Source organism: Exiguobacterium profundum (genome assembly GCF_042652865.1).
Taxonomy (GTDB): domain Bacteria; phylum Bacillota; class Bacilli; order Exiguobacteriales; family Exiguobacteriaceae; genus Exiguobacterium; species Exiguobacterium profundum.
Map to the genome: position 1 here is coordinate 1 of NZ_JBHSHG010000002.1, position 25,243 is coordinate 25,243.

Here is a 25,243-nt window from a genome sequence, read left to right on the forward strand (position 1 = left end):
ACTCTCCAAAGAATTTGATATAGCTCTTAAATTGACGAAGCTTGCGCTTCATTCAAAAATGGTAAAACTTATTTTTGCCTCATCGTTCAGTTTTCAAAGTTCGTCTGCCGCTCTTGGCGACTCTTAAAATAATACAAGTCATCGACACAGTTGTCAACCACTTTTTTATTTCTTTTCCGCTGCCATCAGCGGCAACGTTTATTACTTTACCGTACACCTCTCATTAACGCAAGGGGTTTTGTAAAAGTTTTTTTAAAAAAGTTTTATATCTTTAGTATCCCTTCTGTTTAACGGCATACCTATGCGTTTCGAGGCTATCAAAAATAAAGAAGCCGAATCATACTCACGTATGATCCGACCACTTAATTGATTATTGTTGATGACGCATCGTTGGGAAAAGAAGAACGTCACGAATTGAAGGCGCGTTCGTCAATAACATGACGAGACGGTCAATCCCGATTCCAAGCCCACCCGTTGGCGGCATACCATATTCAAGCGCTTCAAGGAAATCGTTATCGAGTTCGTGCGCCTCATCGTTCCCCGCTTCTTTTTCAAGCAACTGTGCTTCAAAGCGTTCACGTTGATCGATTGGGTCATTCAACTCCGTGAAGGCATTCGCATGTTCACGACGAACAATGAATAGCTCGAAACGATCCGTGAAGCGTGGATCTGTTTCATTCTTCTTCGCCAATGGTGATACTTCAACCGGATGTCCTGTGACAAATGTCGGTTGAAGCAATGTTTCTTCTACTTTCTGCTCGAAGAATTCATTCACGATATGACCAAACGTCATATGATCTTGTACTTCTACACCGTGTTCTTTTGCAAGTGCTCGTGCTTCTTCATCGGACATTTGTTGCCAGAAGTCTACACCTGTCTCTTCTTTAACAAGGTCGACCATATGTGCACGTTTCCAACCGATGCCAAGATGGATCGTATCTTCACCATACTGCACATCTGTTGTACCGAGCACTTCTTTCGCTACGTGCGCAACCAATTCTTCCGTCAAATCCATGATGTCGTTGTAATCTGCATAGGCTTCATACAATTCGATCATCGTGAATTCAGGGTTGTGACGTGTAGAAATCCCTTCGTTACGGAATACACGCCCGATTTCGTACACGCGCTCGAGTCCACCAACAATCAAGCGTTTCAAGTGAAGTTCGATGGCAATACGCATGTAGAGTTCCATATCTAACGCATTATGATGCGTTAAGAACGGACGTGCCGCTGCTCCACCCGCAATCGTGTGTAACATCGGTGTTTCCACTTCTAAATATCCTTTTTGGTTTAAGAAGTTGCGAATCTCAGAAATGATGCGGCTACGCAAAATGAATGTCTGACGCGAGTCCTGGTTTGTAATCAAATCAAGATAGCGTTGGCGATAGCGCTGTTCCACATCTTTTAATCCATGATATTTGTCCGGAAGCGGCCGAAGCGCCTTCGTCAATAATTCAAACTCTTCCACGTGAATCGAAAGCTCACCAACGTTCGTTTTAAAGAGCTTCCCTTTTACACCGACGATGTCACCGAGGTCTGAAGACTTGAATAAGTCAAACGGCTCATCCCCGACATCATTTTTACGAACGTAAATTTGAATTTGACCTGTCACATCTTGAATGTGGGCAAAGAAAACCTTCCCTTTCCCACGTTTCGTCATGATACGTCCAGCCAATGTGACTTCTACATCTTGTTCAGCCAAAGCCTCTTTTTCAATTGATTCATACTGCTCATGTAATTCACCTGCGTGTGCAGAACGATCAAAGCGGTGACCGAACGGGTCGAGACCGCGCTCACGCATATCGGTCATCTTCTCAAAACGAACCTGCATTTGATCATTCATTTCTAACTCGTGGCTCACTATTCCATTCACTCCTCTATCCATATTGGGTTTCTCTCTAACAAAAAACTGTCGACCCGATGGCCAACAGCACAGCCGAAGCCGTTCATTCGTTGTGGTGCACTTTTTCGCCAAACAAGCTTACCATAAATTAGTTCTTTTCACTAGTTCACACTTCTGACAGTTGTCGTTCGAGTTGGTCCACAAATCCATAAAGGACCGCCGCGAACGCCTCGCGCGATTCCGTTTCATTGATTTGTTTGCGAATCGGACCACTGCCTTTCAACCCTTTCAAATACCAAGCCGCGTGTTGACGCATTTCGCGTACGGCTGTCAGCTCACCTTTGATTGCACTCAACCGGTCGAGATGAAGCATGCAGATATCGATTTTCTCACGCGCCTCTGGTTCCGGAGGGAGCTCCCCTGTTTCGAGGTACTGGACCGTTTGATAGAGCATCCACGGATTCCCGAGTGCAGCGCGTCCAATCATGACGGCATCCACACCATATTGGTCAATCACACGTTTCGCATCCTGCGGGGTCGCGATATCCCCGTTTCCGATAATCGGGACGGTCGCTACTTTCTTCGCCTCGCCAATCCAATCCCAATTCGCGGTTCCTTCATATTGTTGGGCACGCGTACGTCCATGAATGGCAATCGCTGCTGCTCCACCCGTCTGAGCCGCCTTAACATTATCCAAAATAAAGATGTGCTCGTCATCCCAACCGAGTCGCATTTTCACCGTGACCGGTTTTTCGACGACATTCGTGACGGCATTCACCATCTCATACACTTTATCCGGGTCGAGTAACCACTTCGCCCCTGCGTCACACTTCGTCACTTTCGGTACGGGACAACCCATGTTGATATCAATGATATCCGCATTGGTGTTTTGATCGACGTACTGTGCCGCTCTGACGAGTGTATCTTTCGAACCGCCAAAGATTTGTAAACTGAGCGGTTTCTCTCGTTCATCGACGTATAGCATACGCATCGTCCGAGCGTTCTCGAGCAAGATGCCTTTATCGCTAACCATTTCGGCACAGACGAGTCCCGCTCCGAACTCTTTTGCAATCAAACGAAAAGCAGGGTTGGTCACGCCAGCCATCGGTGCGAGGACTGCACGGTTTTTAATATCTATGTTTCCAATCTTAAAGCCTGTCAAGACAACACATCCTTCATTTCACCAAATTCCTAAGCAACTGTAACCGGACGACATCTTGGCGGTCCGTCATCGGTAGCCCTTCGAGCCAGGAGGCGACCGTTTGTCCTCGAACGACGAGTTCTGGTGCGATCTCTGCTAACGGGGCGAGAACAAATGCACGTTCCTGCATGCGCGGATGCGGAACCGTTAAGTGTTCTGATTGTATATCTTCCCCATTATAAAAGAGGATGTCAAGGTCGATGGTACGCGGTCCGTTCTTAAATAGACGTTCCCGTCCTAATCGTTGTTCGATCTGTTGAAGCGTGTTGAGCAGTTCGTCCGAGGATTGATGACTCTCGACTTCGACCACCATATTAAAAAACGAAGGTTGCTCTGTATATCCGACAGGAGCCGTCTCATAGACCGACGACTGTTTCGTGACGTGGAGACCTGTTCGCTCCATCTCATCGATTGCCGCAGACAACTGTCTAGCCCGATCTCCGATATTGGCGCCTAATGCAATATAAATCATGACGTCCGTCCCCTTGTCATCTCGATTGCTACTGAATCATAGTGTCCCGGGATGGGTGGGTCCGGTTTAATTACTTTAACCGTCACACGTTGAATCAACTCACTATGCGCCAACACGGCTGTCGTGATGCGTTCTCCGAGTGTTTCTAACAAATTGACCGGTTCTCCCGTCACAATATCTTCCGTCAACTGATACAAGCCGGCATAGCTGACCCCATTGTTTAAGTCATCCGAACGTCCCGCAGGCGCGAGGTCCAGTTCACACATTAAATCCACGTGAAACCGTTGACCGAGACGGTTTTCTTCTTCAAACACCCCATGATAACCGTAAAAACGCATCCCGTTCACAAATATTTTATCCATGTCTATCCCCTCCAATCATCGCATCCATCATCTTCGCCGCACGGGCGTTCGCTTTGACGTCGTGCACACGCACCCAATCGCACCCTTTCATGATTCCGAGACACGTTGTCGCAATCGTTCCTTCGAGACGCTCCTCTGTTGGTAAATCGAGCGTATGACCGATAAACGACTTACGCGACGTGCCGAGCAGAACCGGATACCCAAGACGTGTGATCACGTCAAGATGATTCATGAGTTCGAGGTTTTGCGTCACGTCTTTCGCAAATCCGATGCCCGGATCTAGCCAAATGTGCTCATCCTTTACGCCTGCTGCATGCGCAATCTCGATTGATTCCTGTAGATCGCTGACCACATCTTCGATGAAATGACGATAGTCCCGATTTGTTCGGTTGTGCATCAAAATGATTGAAACTCCATATTCGAAAGCGACACGTGCCATCGAGCGGTCTCCCCATTTCGAACCCCATACGTCATTGATAATCGTCGCACCGGCCTCGATTGCCGCTCTCGCCACCATCGGCTTATACGTATCAATCGAAATCGGAACATCGATTTCTTTTGTCAGTCGACGGATGATCGGGACGACACGTTCAATCTCTTCTTCTTCGGAAACAAGTACCGCGCCAGGTCTCGTTGATTCTCCACCGACATCAATCGCATCGGCACCTTCTTGTACGAGTTGTTTCGCATGTCGTACAGCCTCCTCGATTGCCGTATACCGTCCCCCATCCGAAAACGAGTCCGGGGTCACATTTAAAATACCCATGACCTTCGTCATGCTTCCGCCTCCTAACCAATTGAGCGAACGAGTTTCGCCCACACTTCGTTAAATCGTACCCCGTCTTTACCGGGGTATCTCAGATTTCCATAATGCGTTACCGGAGCGACTTGTTGGATTGAATTCGTCATCCAAATCTCTTTCGCTGCAGTCAATTCTTCAAATGTCACGGGTTGTTCGATTACAGAGAGATGTTTCATCACCCATTGTCGTGTCACACCTGCGAGTGCTCCGCTCGATAGCGGAGTCGTGTATAACATATCATCTGGACCGACCCAAAAGATGTTCGACACGAGCCCTTCCACCACATGTCCATGTTCGTCCGCAAATAGTCCTTCAGCGCCTTGGTCTTGTAAGGTCCGTTTTCCAAGGATATTGTTCATATAATGATGTGACTTTAATCGAAAAGCCGCTTCAGGACGACTTCTCGGAAACGGGATCGGTTCGACCCGTTTCTCCTGTGGTACAACTTCTGAGGATAGCGGTTTGACGATCATGGTGACGTTCGGTGTCTCATAACGACCCGCGTAGAGACCGAGGGGCGCAACTCCTGCCGACACGTTCAAGCGGATATAAAGGTCGGGTGCATCGTTTTGACGGCACAGTTGCTGAATCGCCGTCCCGATTTCTTCCTTCGTGTATGGAAAATCGATCCACAGCTCATCGAGACTCTTCATCAAGCGCTCCCAGTGGGCATCGAACAGGAAAGGAACGAATTCATATGTACGGAACGTCTCAAACAAGCCCATTCCATACAAGAAGCCGTGATCTTCAACCGGAATCAACACCTTCTCTCGTTCGACTAACTCTCCGTTATGCCAATACCACATGACGATACTCCTCGATAAAGTTTCGAATCATTTCCATCCCGTGCTCAGTCAAAATCGCTTCAGGGTGATATTGCACCCCTTCGATCGGAAGCGTTCGGTGACGAAGTGCCATGATTTCTCCAGTCTCCGTCTCGGCAGTGACCACTAGACATTCTGGTAGAGACGAACGCTCCACGGTCAACGAATGATAACGGGTCACGACCGACTGTTGCGGAATCTTCTTGAAAATCGATTTTCCGTCATGTTGAATCTTCGACGTTTTTCCATGCATGAGCCGCTCAGCATGGACGACTTCTCCACCAAACGCTTGCGCAATCGCCTGATGTCCGAGGCAAACCCCTAAAATCGGGATACGCCCCGCAAACGCTTGGATTGCCTCAACGCTAATTCCCGCCTCATTCGGAGTGCAAGGTCCCGGCGAAATGACAAGATAACTCGGGGCAAGCGCCTCAATCTCTTGAATCGTGACTTCATCGTTTCGATACACGACTAGTTCTTGACCGAGTTCACCGAAATATTGCACCAAGTTATACGTAAATGAGTCATAGTTGTCGATTAATACAATCATGTCGTTTCCTCCGTCATGTGTTTCGCCGCCCATAGCGCCTTCGCTTTGGACAGGGATTCTTCATATTCCGAGACCGGATCCGAATCGATCACAATACCTGCTCCCGCTTGAACGTATGCGATTCCGTCTTTTACGACCATCGTCCGAATCGTGATATTGAAGACGAGGTCGTCATCCCAACTTAACCAACCATATGAGCCAGTGTAGAGTCCCCGGCGAACTGGTTCGAGTTCTTCGATGATTTCCATCGTCCGAATTTTCGGTGCGCCGGTAATGGTACCGCCTGGGAACATCGCTGCCAGTGCTTCGGCTCCTGATACTTCATCCCGAATCGAACCTCGTACGTTCGATACGATATGTTGTACGTGTGAGTACTTCTCAATCACCATCAACTCATCAACATGAACGCTGCCATATGCCGCCACCTTGCCGAGGTCGTTCCGTTCAAGATCGACGAGCATGACGTGTTCGGCCCGCTCTTTCTCGTTTTCAAGCAATGTGTTCGCCAACTCCAAGTCTTCCACATCATCTTTGCCACGTGGACGCGTACCCGCGATCGGGCGTGTCGAAATGTCGGTTCCGTGTTTTTCAAGCAACAGCTCTGGTGAAGCGGAGACCATCGTTAAAGCATCATCCACGAAATAGCCCATATAAGGAGATGGATTCATTTGACGCAACGTATCATATACTCGACGCGGGTCAGCGAGAAGCGGTTCGGACTGACGAACGCTCAAGTTCACTTGGAACACATCCCCTTCTACGATATAGGACTGAATCCGTTTGACCGCTTCAACAAACTCTTCCTGGGACATGGAGCGCGATCGTTCTATCGGTGACTGCCCTGTCGGCTTGAACGCGTAATGCGACTCGACGTTCCACATGGCCGCCAATCGGTCCGCCTTACGTTCTGCACCTTCCTCCGCCGTCACCATCAAGTACAGGGTCGAATCCACTTCATCGAACACCGCCACCTCGTCAAATAGAAGAAACGAGACGTCTGGTGTCGACAAATCATCCTCCGCTTGCTGAGGGAGACGTTCAATCGTCCGGGCCACATCATAACTGACATACCCGATCATGCCACCAAAGAAAGGAGGAGCCCCTTCCGGACGCTCGGCCTCAAATCGCTTCCGTACCTCACTGACGAGCTCAAGCGGCTTTCCGTATAGCGTTTCTGTCGTATCTCCCACTTGCAAGAGTCCGACACCGTCTTTTACATGAAAGCGACCGAACGGCTCGATTCCCGCAATCGTATACCGTCCCGCTCTCCCACTCTCTAACCATGCATGATACGGTTGATCCGCCGTCAACGTCATGTATGCCTCATACACCTTCTCTTTCGTCATCCGCTTTGTTCTGAACGCAGTCGATCTCACATGTCATTCCTCCGTCTATTCATTCATGCCTTTTATTGTACACAAGAAAAGGCAGCAATCGAAAGAGAATGTCTCTCGATTACTGCCTGAAATGTTATACGCGACTCTCGTTTGACTCTTCATCAAACTGATAGAGCGGCGTGCTCAAGTAACGTTCACCGTTTGAGGGGATAATCGCCAATACATTTTTCCCTTTACCAAGGCGTTTCGCTGTATCAAGCGCTGCCGCAATGGCAGCTCCTGAAGAGATACCACCGAGGACACCGTTCGTACGTGCCGCCTGACGAGCATATTCGAACGCTTGCTCTGTCGTGATTTGAAGAACCCCTTCATAAATCTCCGTGTCGAGGATGGATGGAACGAATCCAGCCCCAATCCCTTGAATCTTATGAGGTCCCGGTTTCCCGCCTGATAAGACAGGTGAATCGACCGGTTCAACGGCGAGAATTTTTACGTCCGGGTACTTCGCCTTCACGACTTTACCTGCGCCGGTGATGGTACCGCCCGTCCCGACTCCGGCAATCAAAGCGTCGACTGAAAGTCCTGATTCTTCAAACGCCTCTACAATCTCAGGTCCCGTCGTCATTTCATGGACGTTCGGGTTAGCTGCATTATTGAATTGTTGCGGGAGGAAGTAGCCATGTTTCTCTGCTTCTTCAGTAGCGCGACGAATCGCTCCACCCATCCCTTCAGGTCCTGGTGTCAAAATTAATTCGGCCCCGTATCCACGAAGGAGGTTTCGGCGTTCCATGCTCATCGTTTCAGGCATGACTAGAATGGCTTTATATCCTTTTGCGGCACTGACCATCGCGAGACCGATGCCCGTGTTTCCGCTAGTTGGCTCGATGATTGTATCACCTGGCTTCAAGATGCCGTCTTTTTCAGCCGCTTCGATCATGGCGAGGGCGATCCGGTCTTTGACGCTTGATCCCGGGTTCATATATTCGAGCTTCAGATACACGTTGGCATCCTCTGGTCCAGTCATTCCGTTCAATTTCACAATCGGAGTCTTTCCAATCAAGTCTGTTACTGAGTTTACGATACGCATTGCATTTCCTCCTTCATAATTCCGACTATTCCGATATTGTTATCATACCCTATCGAATTGAAAATATGCAATTTGGAACGTTGCCTACGCCTGTGCCTGTACTTTCATCGTCTCTAACTGTTCCGCTGAGAAATGATACTTTTCGCCACAGAAATGGCATACGGCTTCAGCTCCGCCATCTTCTTCAATCATCTGACGAATCTCTTCTTTTCCGAGACCGATAATGGCGCTTTCCATTCGTTCACGGCTGCATGTGCAGTTGAACTGAATCGGGTTCGTGTCGAGGACATCGAGGCTATCGCCAAGGAGTAATTGAAGCATTTCTTCTGGCGTTTTTTCTTCACCAATCAAAACCGATACGGGCGGGAACGTCTGAAGTGCTTTTTCGAGCGCTTGTACCGTCTCTTCAGAAGCGTTCGGGAGCAACTGGACGATGATTCCACCTGCAGCAAGAATCGATTCATCTTCCGGTAAGACGAGGACACCCGCCCCGACGACTGACGGTACTTGCTCAGATGTGGCGAAGTAGTACGTGAAGTCTTCACTGATTTCGCCCGTTTGAATCTCTGAAGAACCGCCGACATAGTCTTTCAATCCTAAGTCTTTAATGACAGAAATGGTTCCTTTTCCGACGGCTTCGCCGACTTTCAATTTCGTCAACCCTTGTTCGTTGACGAATGTACCGCCATCGACACGCGGGTACGACACATATCCACGAACATCTCCCGCTGTATCCGCGTCCACGATGATTTTCCCGATTGGACCATCACCTTCTACTTTAAGCGTGACACGCGCTGCACCTTTTTGCATCGCTCCAATCATCGAGCCGATCGTCATCGTCCGTCCGAGGGCAGCTGAAGCAACTGGTGTCGTTTGATGACGAAGTTGCGTCTCATATACCGTTTTTGTCGTGCGTGCGGCAAAGGCACGAACCTCTCCGTTAAAACCGAGGGCACGAACGAGATAGTCATCCTTCATCTGGTCGAGTAATGCTTGTTGTTCTGTATGAATCATATGATTTAACTCCTTTAGTTTACTTTTGATTGCGCTCGTAAATGAGACGGAGGCCTTCGAGTGTCAGGAACGAATCCACATGGTCGATTGTCTCTGCATGTTCACTGATCAATCGCGCCAGCCCTCCCGTTGCAATGACAGTCGCTTCACCGACTTCACGCTTCATCCGGTTCACGATACCGTCCACTTGGGCCACATATCCATAATATGTCCCCGATTGCATCGCTTGAATCGTGTTCTTCCCGATGACTGTCGGCGGGGTCGCCAATTCAATCCGAGGTAGTTTCGCGGCACGCTGATAGAGTGCCTCCACTGAGATCATGATACCTGGTGAGATGATTCCGCCATGGTAACGACGTTTCTCATCGATGTAACAATACGTGGTTGCCGTTCCAAAATCAACAATTATGAGCGGACCGTCATACTTGGCGATTCCAGCCACCGCGTTAACGATTCGGTCGGCCCCGACTTCGCGAGGATTCTCGACGTGAATGTCCAACCCTGTCTTCACACCTGGTCCCACAACGATTGGACGTACATTGAAGTATCGTTGCGACATTTGTTCAAGTGGGAAAATAACAGGAGGTACGACAGAAGATAAGATCACTCCCTCGACCTGGTCGAACGAGACGTTCGAATGATCGAATAGCGATTTCACCAGCATGCCGTACTCGTCGGTCGTTTTTGTACGATCCGTTGAGATGCGCCAATGGTGTACGAGATGATCTCCATCGTACATCCCGAGAACAATATTTGTATTTCCAACATCAATCACTAAAATCATGATATAGTTCCTCACTTTGTTGTCAATTGCAGTTCGCTCGAATTATAACACGAAAAAAGACGAATGCCTCGTCAAGGGCATTCGTCTTTTTCATTAACGTGATTCGTTATTCGGACGTTCTGTCGGTGTCGCTTCTGGCTTATCGCCTTCAGGTACGACATCCGGCTGGCTGTCTTGGACAACTTCAGGTTGATCGACGACTTGACCGTGTTGAACGGCTGCATCATCTTTCTTCGCTGCGTCATCCGCATCCGTCGATCCATCCACGTCCTCTTCCGGCTCATGCGGAAGATACTCGCGTGTCTTGATCAAATGACGAATCTGTTTCGAGTCGAGCGTCTCGACATCAAGCAGCGTCTTTGCAACGAGTTCGAGATCTTCGCGACGATCTGTCAAAATCTGCTTCGCTTTCGCGTAACAGCGATTGATGATGTCTCGAATCTCCAAATCGATTTCTTGCGCAATCGCATCCGAGTAGTTCTGCTCTGTCTGGAAATCGCGACCAAGGAAGACTTGTCCGCCATGGTTTGAACCGAGCTGGAGCGGTCCGAGTTTATCGCTCATCCCGTAATCCATGACCATCTTACGTGCGATACCAGTAGCGCGCTGGAAGTCATTGCTCGCTCCGGTCGACACTTCTCCAAAGATGACATCTTCGGCGACGCGACCACCAAGAAGACCAACAATCTTGTCTTCGAGTTCAGGTTTTGTCATGAAGTAACGATCTTCTTTCGGAAGCATGACGACATATCCGCCCGCGTTTCCGCGTGGAACGATTGTCACTTTGTGTACTTCATCCGCATTCTCAAGCTCGAGACCGATGATTGTGTGACCCGCTTCGTGATATGCAACAATGTTGCGCTCTTTTTCAGAGATGATGCGACTCTTCTTCGAAGGACCTGCGATAACACGGTCAATCGCTTCTTCCACATCGACAACTGAAACAGCTGTACGGTTCGAACGTGCCGCAACGAGTGCCGCTTCGTTCAAGAGGTTCTCTAAGTCTGCCCCAGAGAAACCAGGCGTACGTTGTGCAATCGACTTCAAGTCCACCGTCGAATCGAGTGGCTTGTTACGTGCATGGACTTTCAATACTTCTTCGCGCCCTTTGACATCCGGACGATCGACCGTAATTTGACGGTCAAAACGACCTGGACGAAGGAGGGCCGGGTCAAGGATATCTGGACGGTTTGTCGCCGCAACCATGATGATTCCTTCGTTATCACTGAATCCATCCATCTCAACAAGAAGTTGGTTCAGTGTTTGTTCACGCTCATCGTGCCCACCACCGAGACCGGCACCACGCTGGCGACCGACCGCATCAATTTCATCGATGAAGATGATACATGGCGCATTCTTTTTCGCGTTTTCGAACAAGTCACGAACACGTGACGCCCCGACCCCGACAAACATCTCAACGAAGTCCGAACCTGAGATCGAGAAGAACGGAACACCGGCTTCACCGGCTACCGCACGAGCCAAGAGTGTTTTACCTGTCCCTGGAGGACCTACGAGTAAGACCCCTTTTGGAATACGTGCGCCGAGTTTCGAGAATTTGCGAGGATCTTTCAAGAATTCAACGACTTCGATGAGTTCTTGCTTCTCTTCGTCCGCCCCAGCCACATCTTTGAATGTGACGCGACGTTTCTCTTGGTCGTATAGTTTCGCCTTCGATTTCCCGAAGTTCATCACACGACCACCACCGCCACCACCTTGCGCTTGGTTCAACAAGAAGAAGAACAAGATGAAGATGATAATGAATGGTAAAATCGCGAAGACGATGCTGAACCAGCTACTGTTGGATTCAGCCTCCTCGATTTGAATATCCGTATTCGCTCGAAGCTGCGTTAATACATCCGCATATTCCGCTTCGTTCGCTGGAATGTTTGTTTCATAACGTTGGTCTTCATCTCCTGTAAGATCGCCTGTAATCGAGATAGCCCCCGGGATTTCTTGTACGGTTGCCGTCTCAATCCGATCATCTTCCACATATTCTAGGAATTTCGAATACGAGAGCGTTTCACTCTGACTATTCGGATTCTGCAAATATTGAAGGAACAAGATCAAGGCTAGGAAAATCACACCAAAAACCAATGTGTTTTTCACTGCACGATTCATTCTCTGCCTCCTATTCCGAGAAACGATGTTCTCGCCCATTCAGTATATGCCTATACTTTGGGGATTTCCTTTATCTTACCACGTCACATTTTCAAAAGAAAAACGTTAGCCCCCGTAAACGCTCGGTTTGAGCACACCGACATAAGGAAGGTTACGATATTTCTCTTCATAATCAAGACCGTAGCCGACAACGAATTCGTGTGGAATCACGAAACCACTATAGTCTGCTGATAAACCATTTTTACGGCCAGTCGGCTTATCGAGAAGCGTGACAATCTTCACAGACTTCGCTTTACGGTATTTAAGAAGATCGACGAGGTAACCAAGCGTCAATCCACTATCAATAATATCTTCTACAATCAAGATGTCGCGTCCTTCTACAGATGTATTTAAATCTTTCTCGATTTTCACTTCACCTGTCGAAGAAGTTCCTCCATGATACGTCGACACGTCCATGAAATCCATCTCTAAATGGATATCCATTTCTTTGACGAGGTCCGACATGAATGGCATCGCGCCTTTCAATACACATACGAGAAGCGGGAACTCTTCTTTATAGTCTTCGCTCAATGTTCCAGCGAGTTCTTTCACCTTTTCTTGAATCTCTTCACGTGAGATTAAAATTTTCTCCATATCGTTCATTAATGACATCTTGAAATCCTCCTCTTTCTGTTTCGACACAATCATCATTTTACCATTAATCGTAGGCAAATCGCATCCGACTTGTCTAGAAATTCTGAAACTCTTACCCCAACAATCGCGAGAATTCGTCCCGAGGCGTCCTCAAGCAACGGGAGCGTCGGTCGAATGGTTCGCTCAACCTTTTCATCGATTAGGATGCGGGATACTTTTTTTGTCCCCACGTTCAACTGCATTCGATCTCCAGGTGCGAGCGAACGAATTGTCAGCGGATAAGTGATTTCCTTTAGCGGAATACCTTCTCGTCCTTCTTCGATGGACAACGAAACCGTACGCTTTCCAAATTGAACGACGGCCGGTAACGACTCGACCTGAACGGGGTGAAGTGATGCTTCTGTCGAACGTTGTACAAGATTAAGTACCCTCTTCTGCTTCATCATGAACCACTCACCTGACAGGTGATAGGTTCCGGTGTCCTTTTGACTCATGCTTAACTTTTCGACCGCCTCACCGACCTCTACCCCATAGCGACGGGACAGCAAGCGAGCGACCGTATACCGCTCAAGTGAGGATAAGCGATTAAACTCATCAAGTTTCACATGAAACGCTTTCATTTCAAGATCCACATTTTCTTCAATCCATCGCCCACATGACTGGTAACGCATGTCCCATTCAGCGTATGCCTGTTTCGCCGTATCGTATACATCGTCAACGACTGTCGGCCACAGTTGTTTCAGCCTCGGGATGATTTCGTGACGGATCCGATTCCGTAAATAGGTCACTTCCTGATTGGTGGCATCTTCCCTCCAGGCAAGTTCGTTTTTCCGAGCATACTCGATGAGTTGCACCTTTGTTTCTCTTAATAAAGGACGGATCAACGTCCCACGCCCGAACGTTCTTCTCTCGGGAATTCCTTTCACTTCGATTACGTTTCGGTGAAGTTGAATGAGAACCGTCTCCAACACATCATCCGCATGATGAGCCGTGGCCAGTGTATCGTATCCATGTTCATTCATGACGTCTTCAAAAAAGCGGTAGCGGGCCTTACGGTAATGAGCCTGTGATGCTCCTTCTTGAAAATGGAGACGCGTCCCATGAAACGCGACTTGGTAGGATGCCGCTACGTGTGCGACGAACGTGTACTCTTCATCTGATGCTTCTCGTAAACCGTGATGGACGTGCGCCACCGCCACATCCCATCCTTGCTTGACGAGACGGTCCAATAAGACAATGGAATCGACTCCACCCGACACAGCGACGAGTACCTTTTTCATGAATTCCCTCCTTGATATAACAAAAGAAGCCATCTCGATTGAGATGGCTTCTTTACGCTTAGGTTAAGTGACCCGTACGGGATTCGAACCCGTGTTACCGCCGTGAAAGGGCGGTGTCTTAACCGCTTGACCAACGGGCCTAAATAAAATGGTAGCGGCGGAGGGAGTCGAACCCACGACCTCACGGGTATGAACCGTACGCTCTAGCCAGCTGAGCTACACCGCCATGTTATTGTTGTGTCCTAAGCACATTTTCTATAATAACCAGTCACCATTCGAGTGTCAATTCTTTTTTTATATTTTTTTAAGAAAAAAATCGTGTATAGTGTCGTCTTCCCCACTATACACGATTTTGTATCGTATTTACATCATGCTTCTGATGCGACTTGACGATATTTTTTCTTCCATGCGATCCGGAAGTACGCCCATAGTAATGCAAAACATCCGGCAGCCACAAACACTAAATAGGTTGTCGCCGTCTGCAAGTACTGCGCACCATCTGCCGATAGAATTTCTTTATATCCGGCAACCGTATACGTCATTGGAAGCAAGGCATTGAATGGTTGCAATGCTCTTGGAATCAATTCAAGCGGGAACGTCCCGGCTGACGTCGTCAATTGTAAAATCAACAAGACGATCGCCACGAAACGTCCAGGGTTTCCGAGTGTTGTCACGAGCAACTGTACGATAAAGAGGAACGTGATGCTCGTCAACCAGCTGAAACCGAAGAATTTCAATGGTTCGCTCACTTCAAGACCGAGCAGTTGCACCATAGCCACATCGAGAATCAAGGCTTGCAAGAATCCGACGACCATGAGGACACCAGATTTCGACAATACCCACGATAGACTACGTTTCGGGCGCCCTGCTGGATCGTATAATGGATAAACGATCGAGAGAAGGAGTGCCCCAACGAAAAGTCCGAGTGACATAAAGTACGGAGCAAATCCAGTACCGTAGTTTGGCACCTCGTGAATCGAGTTGTCGACGAGCGACACTGGACCGGCCATCATCTCGACGTTGTCATCTGTTAGACCGATGTCTGCGTCTTTCGCACCTTTTACCAAGGCGTCACGAAGTTCATCGCTACCTGATGCGAGCTCTTTCATTCCGTCAGCGAGTTCACCGCTACCGTCTGAAAGTTCTTGTCCACCATTCGCGAGCTGATTCGCGCCATCCGTTAGCTTGCTCGTTCCGGCTCCGGCACCCTTCGCACCTTCGGCCAGTTCACGGCTTCCTGACTGCAGCTTTTGACCACCGTCCGCTAATTGATTCGCACCATTCACCAATTCATTCGTACCGGTGCTTGCGCTCTTCGCTCCATCCGCAAGCTTTTCGCTACCCTCAGACAACTGTCCAGTCGCGTCTACAAGCTTGTCACTTCCAGCGGCGAGCTCAGTTGTCCCATCTTGAAGTTGTGTCGCGCCTTGATTGAGCTTCGCACTCGCTGACACAAGTTCTTGGGAACGATCGGCCGCCGTTTGCGTACCTTGCTCGATTTGACTTGAACCACTTGCCAATGCGTTCGCACCTTCGGCCAATTTCGTTTGACCGGTACTCAATTCAGAAAGTCCAGTCGATAGTTTGTCTGCACCTGTACCTGCCTGATCAAGACCTGCGCCAAGTGCGACCTGTCCTTCTTTCACTTTTGTCGCGCCAGCGGATAGTTGATCAAACCCGGCCGCCGTCTCTTGCTTCCCTTCGCTCAGTTGTGCCGCAATGGCTTGAAGCATTTCAGGTGATGCCGATTGACCCGACTCAGCGAGCGCTGTCAATTGTCCAATCAACTCATCTTGTTTCGCAGTCAATTCAGACTTCATTTGTCCGATTCCATTGACCACGTCTGTTTGACCCGCAACAAGTGCCGCGTTTCCGTCCTTCGCCTGAGTCAACGCTCCTGAGAGTTTTGTGGCACCATCCTGTAATGCAGATGCCCCCTCTTTCGAGCGCTCGATGCCGGCAGCAAGGTCTTGAACACCTTGGTTCAACGTCTTCGCACCTGTGTGCAGCTCATCTAGTTTAGATGCGAACGCTCCTGTTCCGTCAACGAGTTGGCTCGTCCCGCCTTGTAAGGCAGAAGCGCCCTCGCTGACACGATGGACCCCGTCCGAAAGTGAGGCTGAGCCCTCGTATACTTGTTGACTGCCATCCGCGAGTGCAGATGAGCCATCGGCCAATTGCGAAACACCATCACGTAATTGACTTGCTCCATTCGCCAGTTCCCGTTGTTTCGAAGCGAGAAGCTTCGTCCCATCCGCGAGTTCTGATGAACCATCGGCCAACTGAGTCATCCCATCGTTTAATTGGCTTGCTCCATCCGCGAGCTCACGTTGTTTCGAAGCGAGAAGCTTCGTCCCGTCCGCCAACTTGACGGCACCGTCTTTTGCTGACGTTGAGCCGTCCGCAAGTGTCGCTGCACCATCTGCGGCCTCACCAAGTCCGTCTGCCACATCATTCAATCCGTCTTTCAACGCACTGACATACTGTTTCGAGACTTCGGTCGACAGTTCCGCTTTGACTTGTTCCATCGCGGAACCACCGATTTGTGCGGCTAAGAAGTTATACGATTCATTTGCGATATACTTCAGTTCGAGTTGCTCCGGATGTTCATCTAAAGCAGTCGTCGCTTTTTCTGAAAAGTTTTCTGGAATCTCGATCGCCATGTAGTAGTCATGGTCTTTCAGTCCAGATTCCGCTTCTTTCTTCGTCGTTTCGACGAACTCGAACGCCTCCGAATCCAGCAGCTTATCAATGAGGTCATCTCCAATTGCAAGCGACTCCCCTTCAAACGTTGCCCCTTTGTCTTCATTGACGATGGCGACCGGCAAATCTTTCATCTGTCCATACGGATCCCAAAAAGCCCATAAGAACATACCGGCGTACATTAACGGTACGAGTGCGACCGCAAGAATCGGAACCAACACACGTGGGTTCTTGAAGATACTTCGCCACTCCGCCGTCCACAGTTTCCATCCATTCATTTTTCTCTCCACCTTCACTTATAAAACATAACTATTTTTTCATGTTCCCTATTTTGCTCCCTTCCTCGAAAAAAAGCAACTCTTTTAGTTATTTTTTATAATTTTTTTAAACAGAAAAAAAGCCATGAACGAAAATGTTCATGGCTCGTCTCATTACAAGACCTCTATGGTTACGAGTAGAAGCTAATTGGTATACGAAGGATTACCCGCGCTTGGCTCCGCGTCCACCGCGTTTTGAGTCTGTTTGACGTTTCAACGTCGAAAGACGCTCGTCGCTATCTTTCAAGAACTTACTCATCAATGTATCAAATGTTTCTGGTTCACGACGTTGTTCACGACGACCGCCACCACGTGGGCCGCCACCGCGTGGACCGCCGCCACCGCGTGGACCACCTTGACCTGGGCCACCTGGACGTGGGCCACGAGAGAAACGCTCACCAGCTGGACGCTCAGGACGCTCAGGACGTTCGCTTACAGGACGGTCGACTGCTTTCTTGATGGACAACCCGATTTTCCCATCATTTTCGACGTTCAACACTTTTACCGTGACTTCTTGACCGACTGTCAACACTTCGTTAATGTCTTTGACGTAAGAGTCTGCCACTTCACTGATGTGTACTAATCCTGTCTTGCCATTTGGGAGCTCGACGAACGCTCCGAAATGCGTAATCCCTGTAACCTTACCTTGTACCTTGCTTCCTACTTCAATTGACATAAAATAATGTACTCCTTTTTTGATTGATTCTTTCTAATTATACGAGTCGTTTCCCTAACGGTCAACGAACCGACTTATTCCTCTGGCGAGAAGTAGAAAATAATCTCTCCATCTTTAGAGAAAAGCAGTTCGTTTCGTGCTAAGTTCGCGATATAATCTTCATCCTGTAACCGTTCCACTTGCTCTTTCAACTCATCCTGTTCGGCCTGCTGTTCACGCAACTCCACTTTTGCTTGTGCGTAGGCTTGTTGCTGGTCCGATACGTACCCTACTTTCGAGAAGTAACTCTGTCCAATCAACACCATGACAAATAAAAACAGGAGAGAGGCTGCCGCCAAACGACGTCGAAGATGAACTCGTCGGCGATGTGTATCTTTTTCTAGCTGTTCTCTACGCTCATCTAGCGCTCGAATGCGTCGTTGTCGATCCATCGGATTACGTCCGTTCATCGCCTCATCCCCCTCCTCTTAATACATTAAGTATACTTTTTTTTATGAGTTGATACTACCGTCCATCTTCTCTTCTTTAAGTAAACGATACATTTCTTTCGCATCTTCTTTACGTGCATGTTCTGCGATTGAATCGATGACGACCGTGACGAGTTTATTTCCGAAGCGAATTTGTAACTCATCTCCGACTTTGACTTCTGTGCTCGCCTTCGCGACTTGCCCATTCAGTTGAATTCGTCCTTGGTCCGCCACTTCTTTTGCCAACGTACGACGCTTGATTAGACGTGACACTTTTAAAAACTTATCTAGTCTCATAAACCTTTCTCCTTTGCCTCGTTCCAAAGCGCATCCATCTGTTCGAGTGTCATCTGGTGAAGGTCACCGTTCGCTTCCACATACTCGAATCGACGTTTGAACTTTCGGTTCGTCTGTTCTAATGCTTGCTCGGCATTCAGCCCAACGTATCGCGCGATGTTCACGATGGAGAACAATACGTCCCCAAGTTCCGATTCATCACTTAGGTCTTCATGCCATTCTTTTAACTCTTCTTCCAGTTTTTCGAAGGCACCGGATACGTCATCCCACTCAAATCCGACGTGAGCCGCTTTCTTTTGAAGTTGCTCCGCTCGCATCAATGAAGGTTGGTCGACGAGAACACCATCGAGTTGCGATTGTTTCTTTTCCCCTTTTTCCGTCTGTTTAATCGCATTCCAGTTTTTCACCACGTCAGAGGCATCTTCGACGGTGACATCGCCAAAGACGTGTGGATGGCGGCGCACCATCTTCTCACTGATGGAACCGATTACGTCACGAATATCGAAATAGCCCTCATCTTCTCCGATTTGAGCATGCAACATCACTTGGAGCAAGACGTCACCGAGTTCTTCGATGATGGCATCATCGTCTTCTGCATTGATTGCTTCAATCAACTCATACGCCTCTTCTAATAGGTACTTGCGAAGTGACGCATGCGTCTGTTTACGATCCCACGGGCACCCGTCTGGTCCTCGAAGCGTTGCGATGATTTGTTTGAGTGTCGCAAAATCCTTCGCCAAATACGATTCATCCACGAGCGGTGGAACGTAGAGGGTCGTCAAGTTATTCACTTCCGCCATCCGGTCCATTTCGAATAACGGAATGTGCTCAATCCGTTCTTGCGTCGTACCGGCAGCCGTCACAAGGGTGACGGGATGGTCGTCCGGATACCGTTCCATCAATTGCACTTTGACGTCACCCGCCACGAATCCATCGTACACTTGCCCGATAAGCACATGTTGGGTCACCTGCAAACGTTCAAGGTCGAGTGCGGTCGCATCGAGCAGTTGAAATCCATTGATTGGGTCGATCCGGAGCGCCTGGAACATGGCATCGAGGAAACTTTGACCACCGAGTACATGAAGGTCGGCACCGCGTTCCACCAATAGTTCGACGGTCCGTTCCGCTACGAACGGGTGGCCCGGTACGGCGTATGTGATCGCCATTTCTTCACTTTTACTCAACAACGTCTCGACAATTTGGTCATAAACTTCTTCAAACGTATCACTCGATTCATAGACCGAATCAAATGATTCGAACACGAGTCCTTCCGCTTCTAACTCTTGAACGACAGGATGTTCTTTTGTGCGCAACCAGACGAGCGGTTGTTGTTTTAAATGGCGGTACACACCGAGCGGCAATTGATTCAACTCACCAGACCCGAGTCCGACCACCGTGATTGTATAACCCATATTAGTTCTCCTTTTTCTCGAGCACATCGAGCAGACGACTTCCGAACGGGATCAGTTCCCATTCCGCAAGTGACAGCATTCGCGTACTCCATAATCTCCATATATAAAGGACGGCACCGCTACACACCATTCCGATTAACCAACCGAACGCAGTGATTCGCGAATCGACCCACATCTGACCTAGCCAGTTTAACACGCCAATGAGGAACAGCATCGGTACGAGGGCTTTCCATAGCGATTTATAATGTTTCGATCGAAATGATCCGAGCGGAATCGAACGGTCAAGCGCCCGAAAATTATAGAATGCCATCGCTAAAAATCCAATCGACGTCCCGATTGCCGCGCCTTCGATTCCGTATCTCGGGACAAGCCATGCGTTTACCATACTTTTCACTAAAATTGCGACGACCATACTTCGTGCCGCGACCCACTCTCGGTCAATCGCCTGCAAACAAGTCATACTCGCAATCGCCAAGGAGGCAGCAAACGTACTCGTCGCTAAGAAGACAAGGGCTCGCGTCCCGGACTCGTCTTCAAACAAGGCCACGTTCAAGAAAAACATGACTCCCATCAACCCGATGGTCGCTGCACCAGCAATCGCCGTCGTCACACGAATCATTGAACGGAGTCCCTGTGTCGTCTTTTGGAGATGCCCTGCCCGATAGTGACGGACGAGCGTCGGCACGTTGGCCATCCCGATGGTCGTGGTGAACAAAATGGCGAATTGCACGAGCGGATATCCTCGATCGAACACTCCTTTGCTCACCTTCGCCTCATATGTGCCACCCATCAAATTGACGATGGTGAAGGAGTCGACCAGTTGCATCCATAAAATCCCGAGTGATGCGAATCCGACCGCGAAACCCGTCGTCAACAAGAGTTTCATTCCTCTCCGAAACGTGACGCGGCGCACCCTCACAATCCGCACTCCTCGTGCGCGATAAACTAAAAAGGCAATCGCCACAAGCCCACCGATGAGCGTCGCACCATACGCATATTGACTGAGCGTATATGCATCTTTTCCGAGACGGACCCCAATCCATAATAGGGACAGCATGACCGTCACGCGGACAAAGTTCTCGAGCACTTGCGACCATGCGCTCGGTCGTAAGTCATCTCTCGATTGAAAAGCCCCGCGCAACACGGCTGACGCCGGCATGAGTAAATAACTCAAACTGATCACGCGAAGTGCAGGAGCTAGCTGCTCATCTCCAAGCCATTTCGCTAGGGTCGGGGCAAACAGCCATACCGTGACGACAAGCATGGACGAGAGTAGAAGTAAGGCGTAAAAGCTTCCCCATAAGACTTCTAACTTACGATTCGTCCCTTTCGCACCGACGCCGATTTTCGCAATGACGACCGGCATCGCATAAATGCCGAGTGACGCCACGATGGCCGCGAACGGATAGACGGTTTGATAGGCATAAAGTCCGAAGTCCCCCGCCAAGTTTTGATAGGGGACACGATAGGCGAAGCTGATCAGTTTCGATACGTAGCCGGCAAGGGCGAACAGAACGACGCCTTGCGCAAACTTACTTGGCGACCGCATCGCCCACCAACCGCTTCATCAGTTCTTCTAATACAGTATCGGCATCATTCAAGAGCTCTGTTAGCGGCATCCGACCGCTGAGTGACAGTTTCAAGGCGCCGTCTTCTTGCCCTACGCCAAGCTTACGACCAAGAGGCATCGACCACTCCATGAAGGACGGGACATCCAGAGCCGTCGTCGATTCTTTCGATAAGACAATTTCGATACGTCCTGGCGTCTGCTTGATTCGACTCACTTTTGCCAGTTCTCCATAAATACGCAGACGTGTCAATTGAATGAGCAACGCGACCGGTTCCGGGAATTCGCCAAATCGTTCAATCAGTTCATCTTGAAGGGCGAACAACGCGTTCGGCGTATCTACATATTTGAAGCGTTTGTACATCTCAATCTTCAATTCGCTATCTGACAAGTAGTCATCAGGGATATACGCATCGGCCTGGAAAGTGATCTCCGGTTTGAAGACGACTTGTTTCGCTTGTCCACGCATGCGGTCTTTCCGTTCCTCAATGGCTTCAGAGAGCATTTGTGAGTACAGATCGAAACCGACCGAATCGATGAATCCAGACTGTTGTGCACCGAGTAAGTTCCCGGCCCCACGAATCGACAAGTCGCGCATCGCAATCTTAAAACCACTGCCGAGCTCTGTGAACTCTTTGATGGCCTGAAGACGACTTTCTGCCACTTCCGTCAAGCGCTTGTCTTTCCGATACGTAAAGTACGCATAGGCGATGCGATTCGAACGTCCGACACGACCTCGGAGTTGGTAGAGCTGGGACAGTCCCATTTTGTCGGCATCGTGGACGATGAGGGTGTTGACGTTTGGAATGTCGATTCCCGTCTCGATGATTGTCGTTGAGACTAAAATATCCGCCTCGCCCTCTAGGAAGCTGATTAACTGGCTCTCGAGCTCACTTTCAGTCATACGTCCATGGGCCGTAGCAATTCGTGCATCCGGCAATAAGGCCCGGATCTCTTCCGCTTTCCGTTCGATCCCTTCGACACGGTTATAGAGGAAGAACGCCTGTCCTCCGCGAGCGAGTTCACGTTCGAGCGCTTCACGCAAGACGATGCCGTCGTATTCCATGACGTATGTTTGGACAGGATAACGATTCTCTGGCGGTGTCTCCAATACGGACAAGTCACGGATTCCGATCATCGACATATGCAATGTCCGTGGAATCGGTGTCGCCGTCAACGTGAGGACGTCGATGTTCGTCTTCAACTGTTTCAGACGCTCTTTATGTTTGACGCCGAACCGTTGTTCTTCATCGATGATGACGAGACCGAGGTTGGCGAACGTCACGTCTTTGGACAACACGCGGTGTGTCCCGACGACGATGTCAATGGTACCTTCTTTCAAACCTTTCTTCGTCGCCGTCATTTCACTCTTCGAACGGAAACGACTCATGACCGATACGTTGATCGGGAATTCGCTGAACCGCTCGAGCATCGTTTCATAATGCTGTTGGGCGAGGACGGTCGTCGGGACAAGAAAGGCCACTTGTTTACCGGCGAGTACGGCTTTGAACGCCGCCCGAATTGCCACTTCCGTTTTCCCGTATCCGACATCTCCACACAAAAGGCGATCCATCGGACGGGAGCGTTCCATATCCGCCTTGATTTCTGCAATCGAACGGACCTGGTCTTCTGTCTCGGCGTACGGGAAAGAGGATTCGAACTGACCCATTTCTTCATCGTCCGGAGGGAACGCGAAACCGACCGAGGCCTCTCGTGCCGCGTACAATTTAATGAGCTCATCAGCAATGTCTTCAACCGATTTGGCAACTTTCGATTTTACTTTCTTCCACTCGGTGCCGCCGAGTTTATAAATCTTTGGCTCTTTTCCTTCGGCACCGACATATTTTTGGACGAGATCGATTTGGTCGACCGGCACGTAGAGGGCGTCGTCCCCTGCATAGACGAGGTGCAGGTAATCCTGATGGATTCCACCGACCTCGATTGTTTTAATGCCAAGGTACTTCCCGATTCCGTGGTGCACGTGGACGACATAATCGTTCGGTTTCAGCTCTTGGTAACTCTTGATTCGTTCGGCGTTCGTCAAATTCTTCGTCTGACGTTTTCGTTTCGTCACACGCTTGAACAACTCTTCTTCCGATATGACAACGAGACGGCTCGTCGACAGTTCGAATCCCCCTTCGATTTGACCGATGATGACCGAGACACGTCTCGGTTCTAACTCTCCATCGACATTGGTGAAGGTCGAGGCGATTCCATAGTCGGAAAGAAGCGCTTCAATCTTATCTGCACACGACTTATCCCCCGCAAGTACGACAATTCGTTGATCACCTTGCTGCCATCGTTCGACTTCCTGCTTCAATAGATGCATCTGACCGTGGAACGCCGGTAGCGGACGACAGCTCAAATGGACCGTATCGCTCTCCGGAATGCCCGAACGACGAGACGGAAGCAAGGAGAACGCGACTTGCTTCAAGTCGCGGAAGACTTTATGCATCGGGACGGCGAGCGTGTAATTGCTGACAGCCTCCCCTTTTTCGATAAGTGAGGAGAACCATTCCGCCTCTTCACGATCCTGTACGTCCGCAGCGTCCTCGATTCGTGCCACCTCATCTAAAATGAGGACGGCGTCTTTCCCAACGTAGTCAAGGAGTGTGGACGTATAGAGCAATGGCGAATACTTCCCAACTTTCTCCGGAAGGTCTCCACGCTCAAGCCGCTCGATGTCTGTCATGACTCCTTCTTCAAGGGCTTGACGGATCACTTCATTCCCAATCAACTCGACGGTTCGGTCGTACTGCTTCCGAAGCGTACCGCCCGCCTGCTTCAGCTGATTCTCCGTTGCGATGAACTCGGTCGCAGGCGTAATGCACACTTCCCCCACTACACCAAGCGAGCGTTGCGTTTCCGCGTCAAACGTGAAAATGGAGTCAATCTCGGTGTCGAACAGGTCGATTCGATATGGGCGCGCTTCTGTAAGCGGATAAACATCTAGAATACTCCCTCGTACGGAAAATTCACCAGGTGTCGTCACCGTTGCCGTTCGTTCATAGCCCATGCCCGTCAATTGTTTCGAAAAATCCGCTAAATCGAGGTCACTTCCTGGCTTCAACATGATGCGACTGTCTTGCCACGCTTCCGGACTTGGTACATAGCGTCGTAATCCACCAAGCGGCACGACAACAACGCCTCCTGTTTGGTCGAGGAGACGAGTACGGGCATCAATTCGGGCGGCTAACAGTTCCGGACTAGACGTCAGTGACAGTTCACCTGCTAGCGTCTCATCGATCGGATACAACAACGTTTTGTCCGGACCGATGAGTGATTCAAGTTGATCGAACATCTTTTGGGCTTGATACATGTTATGCGTCACGACAATAAGACGTCTCGAGGACGATTTCACGAGTCCAGCCAAGACGAGCGCTTTTGCGCTTGTCGTCAAACCCGTCACCAATTGACGGTCTACTTTTTGGAGTCGCTCTCGAATCACATTCGTTTCAGGGAGCGCCACCATAAATCTCTCTAAAGCATTCATTTGT

21 protein-coding genes and 2 tRNA genes are annotated in these 25,243 nt (G+C 49.4%); all 23 read right to left on the reverse strand.

The genetic code is table 11. From position 1 onward, the window contains the following. Positions 1-370 precede the first annotated feature (370 nt). The 23 genes from lysS to mfd all read right to left on the reverse strand — a co-directional run bounded on the left by lysS (position 371) and on the right by mfd (position 25,239). Complete coding sequence (lysS, locus tag ACFO4U_RS10440) at positions 371-1,861, reverse strand: lysine--tRNA ligase (protein ID WP_012727709.1); 1,491 nt, start codon at positions 1,859-1,861, stop codon at positions 371-373. 148 nt (positions 1,862-2,009) lie between these two features. Then, positions 2,010-2,948, reverse strand: a complete 939-nt coding sequence (gene dusB, locus ACFO4U_RS10445) for a tRNA dihydrouridine synthase DusB (protein ID WP_230872777.1) — start codon at positions 2,946-2,948, stop codon at positions 2,010-2,012. A gap of 70 nt (positions 2,949-3,018) precedes the next feature. Then, positions 3,019-3,516, reverse strand: a complete 498-nt coding sequence (gene folK, locus ACFO4U_RS10450) for a 2-amino-4-hydroxy-6-hydroxymethyldihydropteridine diphosphokinase (protein ID WP_159563161.1) — start codon at positions 3,514-3,516, stop codon at positions 3,019-3,021. Beyond that, a complete protein-coding gene (folB, locus tag ACFO4U_RS10455) occupies positions 3,513-3,878 on the reverse strand; it encodes a dihydroneopterin aldolase (protein ID WP_159563162.1) in 366 nt (121 codons plus the stop codon). The genes folK and folB overlap by 4 nt, the downstream gene beginning before the upstream one ends. After that, the gene (folP, locus tag ACFO4U_RS10460; RefSeq protein WP_214691692.1) at positions 3,871-4,656 is read right to left on the reverse strand and encodes a dihydropteroate synthase; all 786 of its coding nucleotides are present in this window, start codon (positions 4,654-4,656) and stop codon (positions 3,871-3,873) included. Before folP ends, folB begins: the two co-directional genes overlap by 8 nt. Before the next feature lie 11 nt (positions 4,657-4,667). Further along, on the reverse strand, positions 4,668-5,486 hold the full coding sequence (locus tag ACFO4U_RS10465) for an aminotransferase class IV (RefSeq protein WP_215244435.1): 819 nt from the start codon (positions 5,484-5,486) through the stop codon (positions 4,668-4,670). Then, entirely contained in the window at positions 5,470-6,054 is a 585-nt protein-coding gene (gene pabA / locus ACFO4U_RS10470) for an aminodeoxychorismate/anthranilate synthase component II (protein WP_214691690.1), read from the reverse strand. Before pabA ends, ACFO4U_RS10465 begins: the two co-directional genes overlap by 17 nt. Next, positions 6,051-7,430 (reverse strand): anthranilate synthase component I family protein, encoded by a 1,380-nt coding sequence (locus ACFO4U_RS10475; RefSeq protein ID WP_074035316.1) that lies wholly within the window; start codon positions 7,428-7,430, stop codon positions 6,051-6,053. Before ACFO4U_RS10475 ends, pabA begins: the two co-directional genes overlap by 4 nt. A gap of 94 nt (positions 7,431-7,524) precedes the next feature. After that, a complete protein-coding gene (gene cysK / locus ACFO4U_RS10480; protein WP_012727717.1) occupies positions 7,525-8,478 on the reverse strand; it encodes a cysteine synthase A in 954 nt (317 codons plus the stop codon). An 84-nt stretch (positions 8,479-8,562) separates the two neighbouring features. Continuing rightward, positions 8,563-9,492, reverse strand: coding sequence for an Hsp33 family molecular chaperone HslO (gene hslO, locus ACFO4U_RS10485; RefSeq protein WP_159563166.1), 930 nt, complete (start codon positions 9,490-9,492; stop codon positions 8,563-8,565). 19 nt (positions 9,493-9,511) lie between these two features. Then, entirely contained in the window at positions 9,512-10,276 is a 765-nt protein-coding gene (locus ACFO4U_RS10490) for a type III pantothenate kinase (protein ID WP_074035307.1), read from the reverse strand. A 93-nt stretch (positions 10,277-10,369) separates the two neighbouring features. Further along, positions 10,370-12,394 carry an ATP-dependent zinc metalloprotease FtsH gene (ftsH, locus tag ACFO4U_RS10495; RefSeq protein ID WP_012727720.1) on the reverse strand — a complete coding sequence of 675 codons (2,025 nt, stop codon included), beginning with the start codon at positions 12,392-12,394 and terminating at the stop codon, positions 10,370-10,372. A 105-nt stretch (positions 12,395-12,499) separates the two neighbouring features. Beyond that, on the reverse strand, positions 12,500-13,045 hold the full coding sequence (hpt, locus tag ACFO4U_RS10500) for a hypoxanthine phosphoribosyltransferase (RefSeq protein WP_012727721.1): 546 nt from the start codon (positions 13,043-13,045) through the stop codon (positions 12,500-12,502). Between the two features lie 35 nt (positions 13,046-13,080). Continuing rightward, on the reverse strand, positions 13,081-14,307 hold the full coding sequence (tilS, locus tag ACFO4U_RS10505; RefSeq protein WP_214691689.1) for a tRNA lysidine(34) synthetase TilS: 1,227 nt from the start codon (positions 14,305-14,307) through the stop codon (positions 13,081-13,083). 68 nt (positions 14,308-14,375) lie between these two features. Next, positions 14,376-14,447, reverse strand: a tRNA-Glu gene (locus ACFO4U_RS10510). Positions 14,448-14,456: 9 nt separating this feature from the next. Beyond that, positions 14,457-14,533 (reverse strand) — tRNA-Met (locus ACFO4U_RS10515). Positions 14,534-14,675: 142 nt separating this feature from the next. Continuing rightward, positions 14,676-17,288: a YhgE/Pip domain-containing protein gene (locus ACFO4U_RS10520; RefSeq protein ID WP_159563168.1), complete on the reverse strand. Its 2,613-nt coding sequence runs from the start codon at positions 17,286-17,288 to the stop codon at positions 14,676-14,678. Between the two features lie 202 nt (positions 17,289-17,490). Continuing rightward, a complete protein-coding gene (locus ACFO4U_RS10525) occupies positions 17,491-18,003 on the reverse strand; it encodes a S1 domain-containing RNA-binding protein (RefSeq protein WP_012727724.1) in 513 nt (170 codons plus the stop codon). A gap of 74 nt (positions 18,004-18,077) precedes the next feature. Beyond that, the gene (locus ACFO4U_RS10530; protein ID WP_012727725.1) at positions 18,078-18,452 is read right to left on the reverse strand and encodes an FtsB family cell division protein; all 375 of its coding nucleotides are present in this window, start codon (positions 18,450-18,452) and stop codon (positions 18,078-18,080) included. Positions 18,453-18,494: 42 nt separating this feature from the next. Further along, on the reverse strand, positions 18,495-18,767 hold the full coding sequence (locus tag ACFO4U_RS10535; RefSeq protein ID WP_012727726.1) for an RNA-binding S4 domain-containing protein: 273 nt from the start codon (positions 18,765-18,767) through the stop codon (positions 18,495-18,497). Continuing rightward, the gene (yabN, locus tag ACFO4U_RS10540) at positions 18,764-20,179 is read right to left on the reverse strand and encodes a bifunctional methyltransferase/pyrophosphohydrolase YabN (RefSeq protein WP_214691686.1); all 1,416 of its coding nucleotides are present in this window, start codon (positions 20,177-20,179) and stop codon (positions 18,764-18,766) included. The genes ACFO4U_RS10535 and yabN overlap by 4 nt, the downstream gene beginning before the upstream one ends. Position 20,180: 1 nt before the next feature. Continuing rightward, a complete protein-coding gene (locus tag ACFO4U_RS10545) occupies positions 20,181-21,728 on the reverse strand; it encodes a polysaccharide biosynthesis protein (protein WP_215244436.1) in 1,548 nt (515 codons plus the stop codon). Beyond that, positions 21,712-25,239 carry a transcription-repair coupling factor gene (gene mfd / locus ACFO4U_RS10550; RefSeq protein WP_215244437.1) on the reverse strand — a complete coding sequence of 1,176 codons (3,528 nt, stop codon included), beginning with the start codon at positions 25,237-25,239 and terminating at the stop codon, positions 21,712-21,714. The genes ACFO4U_RS10545 and mfd overlap by 17 nt, the downstream gene beginning before the upstream one ends. Between the last annotated feature and the right edge of the window lie 4 nt (positions 25,240-25,243).

Bases quoted from the DNA above. Each gene is read 5' to 3' on its own strand.
- dusB (WP_230872777.1), bottom strand. From the start codon at position 2,948: ATGGCTGGCGTGACCAACCCTGCTTTTCGTTTGATTGCAAAAGAGTTC.
- folK (WP_159563161.1), bottom strand. From the start codon at position 3,516: ATGATTTATATTGCATTAGGCGCCAATATCGGAGATCGGGCTAGACAG.
- folB (WP_159563162.1), bottom strand. From the start codon at position 3,878: ATGGATAAAATATTTGTGAACGGGATGCGTTTTTACGGTTATCATGGG.
- folP (WP_214691692.1), bottom strand. From the start codon at position 4,656: ATGACGAAGGTCATGGGTATTTTAAATGTGACCCCGGACTCGTTTTCG.
- ACFO4U_RS10465 (WP_215244435.1), bottom strand. From the start codon at position 5,486: ATGTGGTATTGGCATAACGGAGAGTTAGTCGAACGAGAGAAGGTGTTG.
- pabA (WP_214691690.1), bottom strand. From the start codon at position 6,054: ATGATTGTATTAATCGACAACTATGACTCATTTACGTATAACTTGGTG.
- cysK (WP_012727717.1), bottom strand. From the start codon at position 8,478: ATGCGTATCGTAAACTCAGTAACAGACTTGATTGGAAAGACTCCGATT.
- hslO (WP_159563166.1), bottom strand. From the start codon at position 9,492: ATGATTCATACAGAACAACAAGCATTACTCGACCAGATGAAGGATGAC.
- ACFO4U_RS10490 (WP_074035307.1), bottom strand. From the start codon at position 10,276: ATGATTTTAGTGATTGATGTTGGAAATACAAATATTGTTCTCGGGATG.
- ftsH (WP_012727720.1), bottom strand. From the start codon at position 12,394: ATGAATCGTGCAGTGAAAAACACATTGGTTTTTGGTGTGATTTTCCTA.
- hpt (WP_012727721.1), bottom strand. From the start codon at position 13,045: ATGTCATTAATGAACGATATGGAGAAAATTTTAATCTCACGTGAAGAG.
- tilS (WP_214691689.1), bottom strand. From the start codon at position 14,307: ATGAAAAAGGTACTCGTCGCTGTGTCGGGTGGAGTCGATTCCATTGTC.
- ACFO4U_RS10520 (WP_159563168.1), bottom strand. From the start codon at position 17,288: ATGAATGGATGGAAACTGTGGACGGCGGAGTGGCGAAGTATCTTCAAG.
- ACFO4U_RS10525 (WP_012727724.1), bottom strand. From the start codon at position 18,003: ATGTCAATTGAAGTAGGAAGCAAGGTACAAGGTAAGGTTACAGGGATT.
- ACFO4U_RS10530 (WP_012727725.1), bottom strand. From the start codon at position 18,452: ATGAACGGACGTAATCCGATGGATCGACAACGACGCATTCGAGCGCTA.
- ACFO4U_RS10535 (WP_012727726.1), bottom strand. From the start codon at position 18,767: ATGAGACTAGATAAGTTTTTAAAAGTGTCACGTCTAATCAAGCGTCGT.
- yabN (WP_214691686.1), bottom strand. From the start codon at position 20,179: ATGGGTTATACAATCACGGTGGTCGGACTCGGGTCTGGTGAGTTGAAT.
- ACFO4U_RS10545 (WP_215244436.1), bottom strand. From the start codon at position 21,728: ATGCGGTCGCCAAGTAAGTTTGCGCAAGGCGTCGTTCTGTTCGCCCTT.
- mfd (WP_215244437.1), bottom strand. From the start codon at position 25,239: ATGAATGCTTTAGAGAGATTTATGGTGGCGCTCCCTGAAACGAATGTG.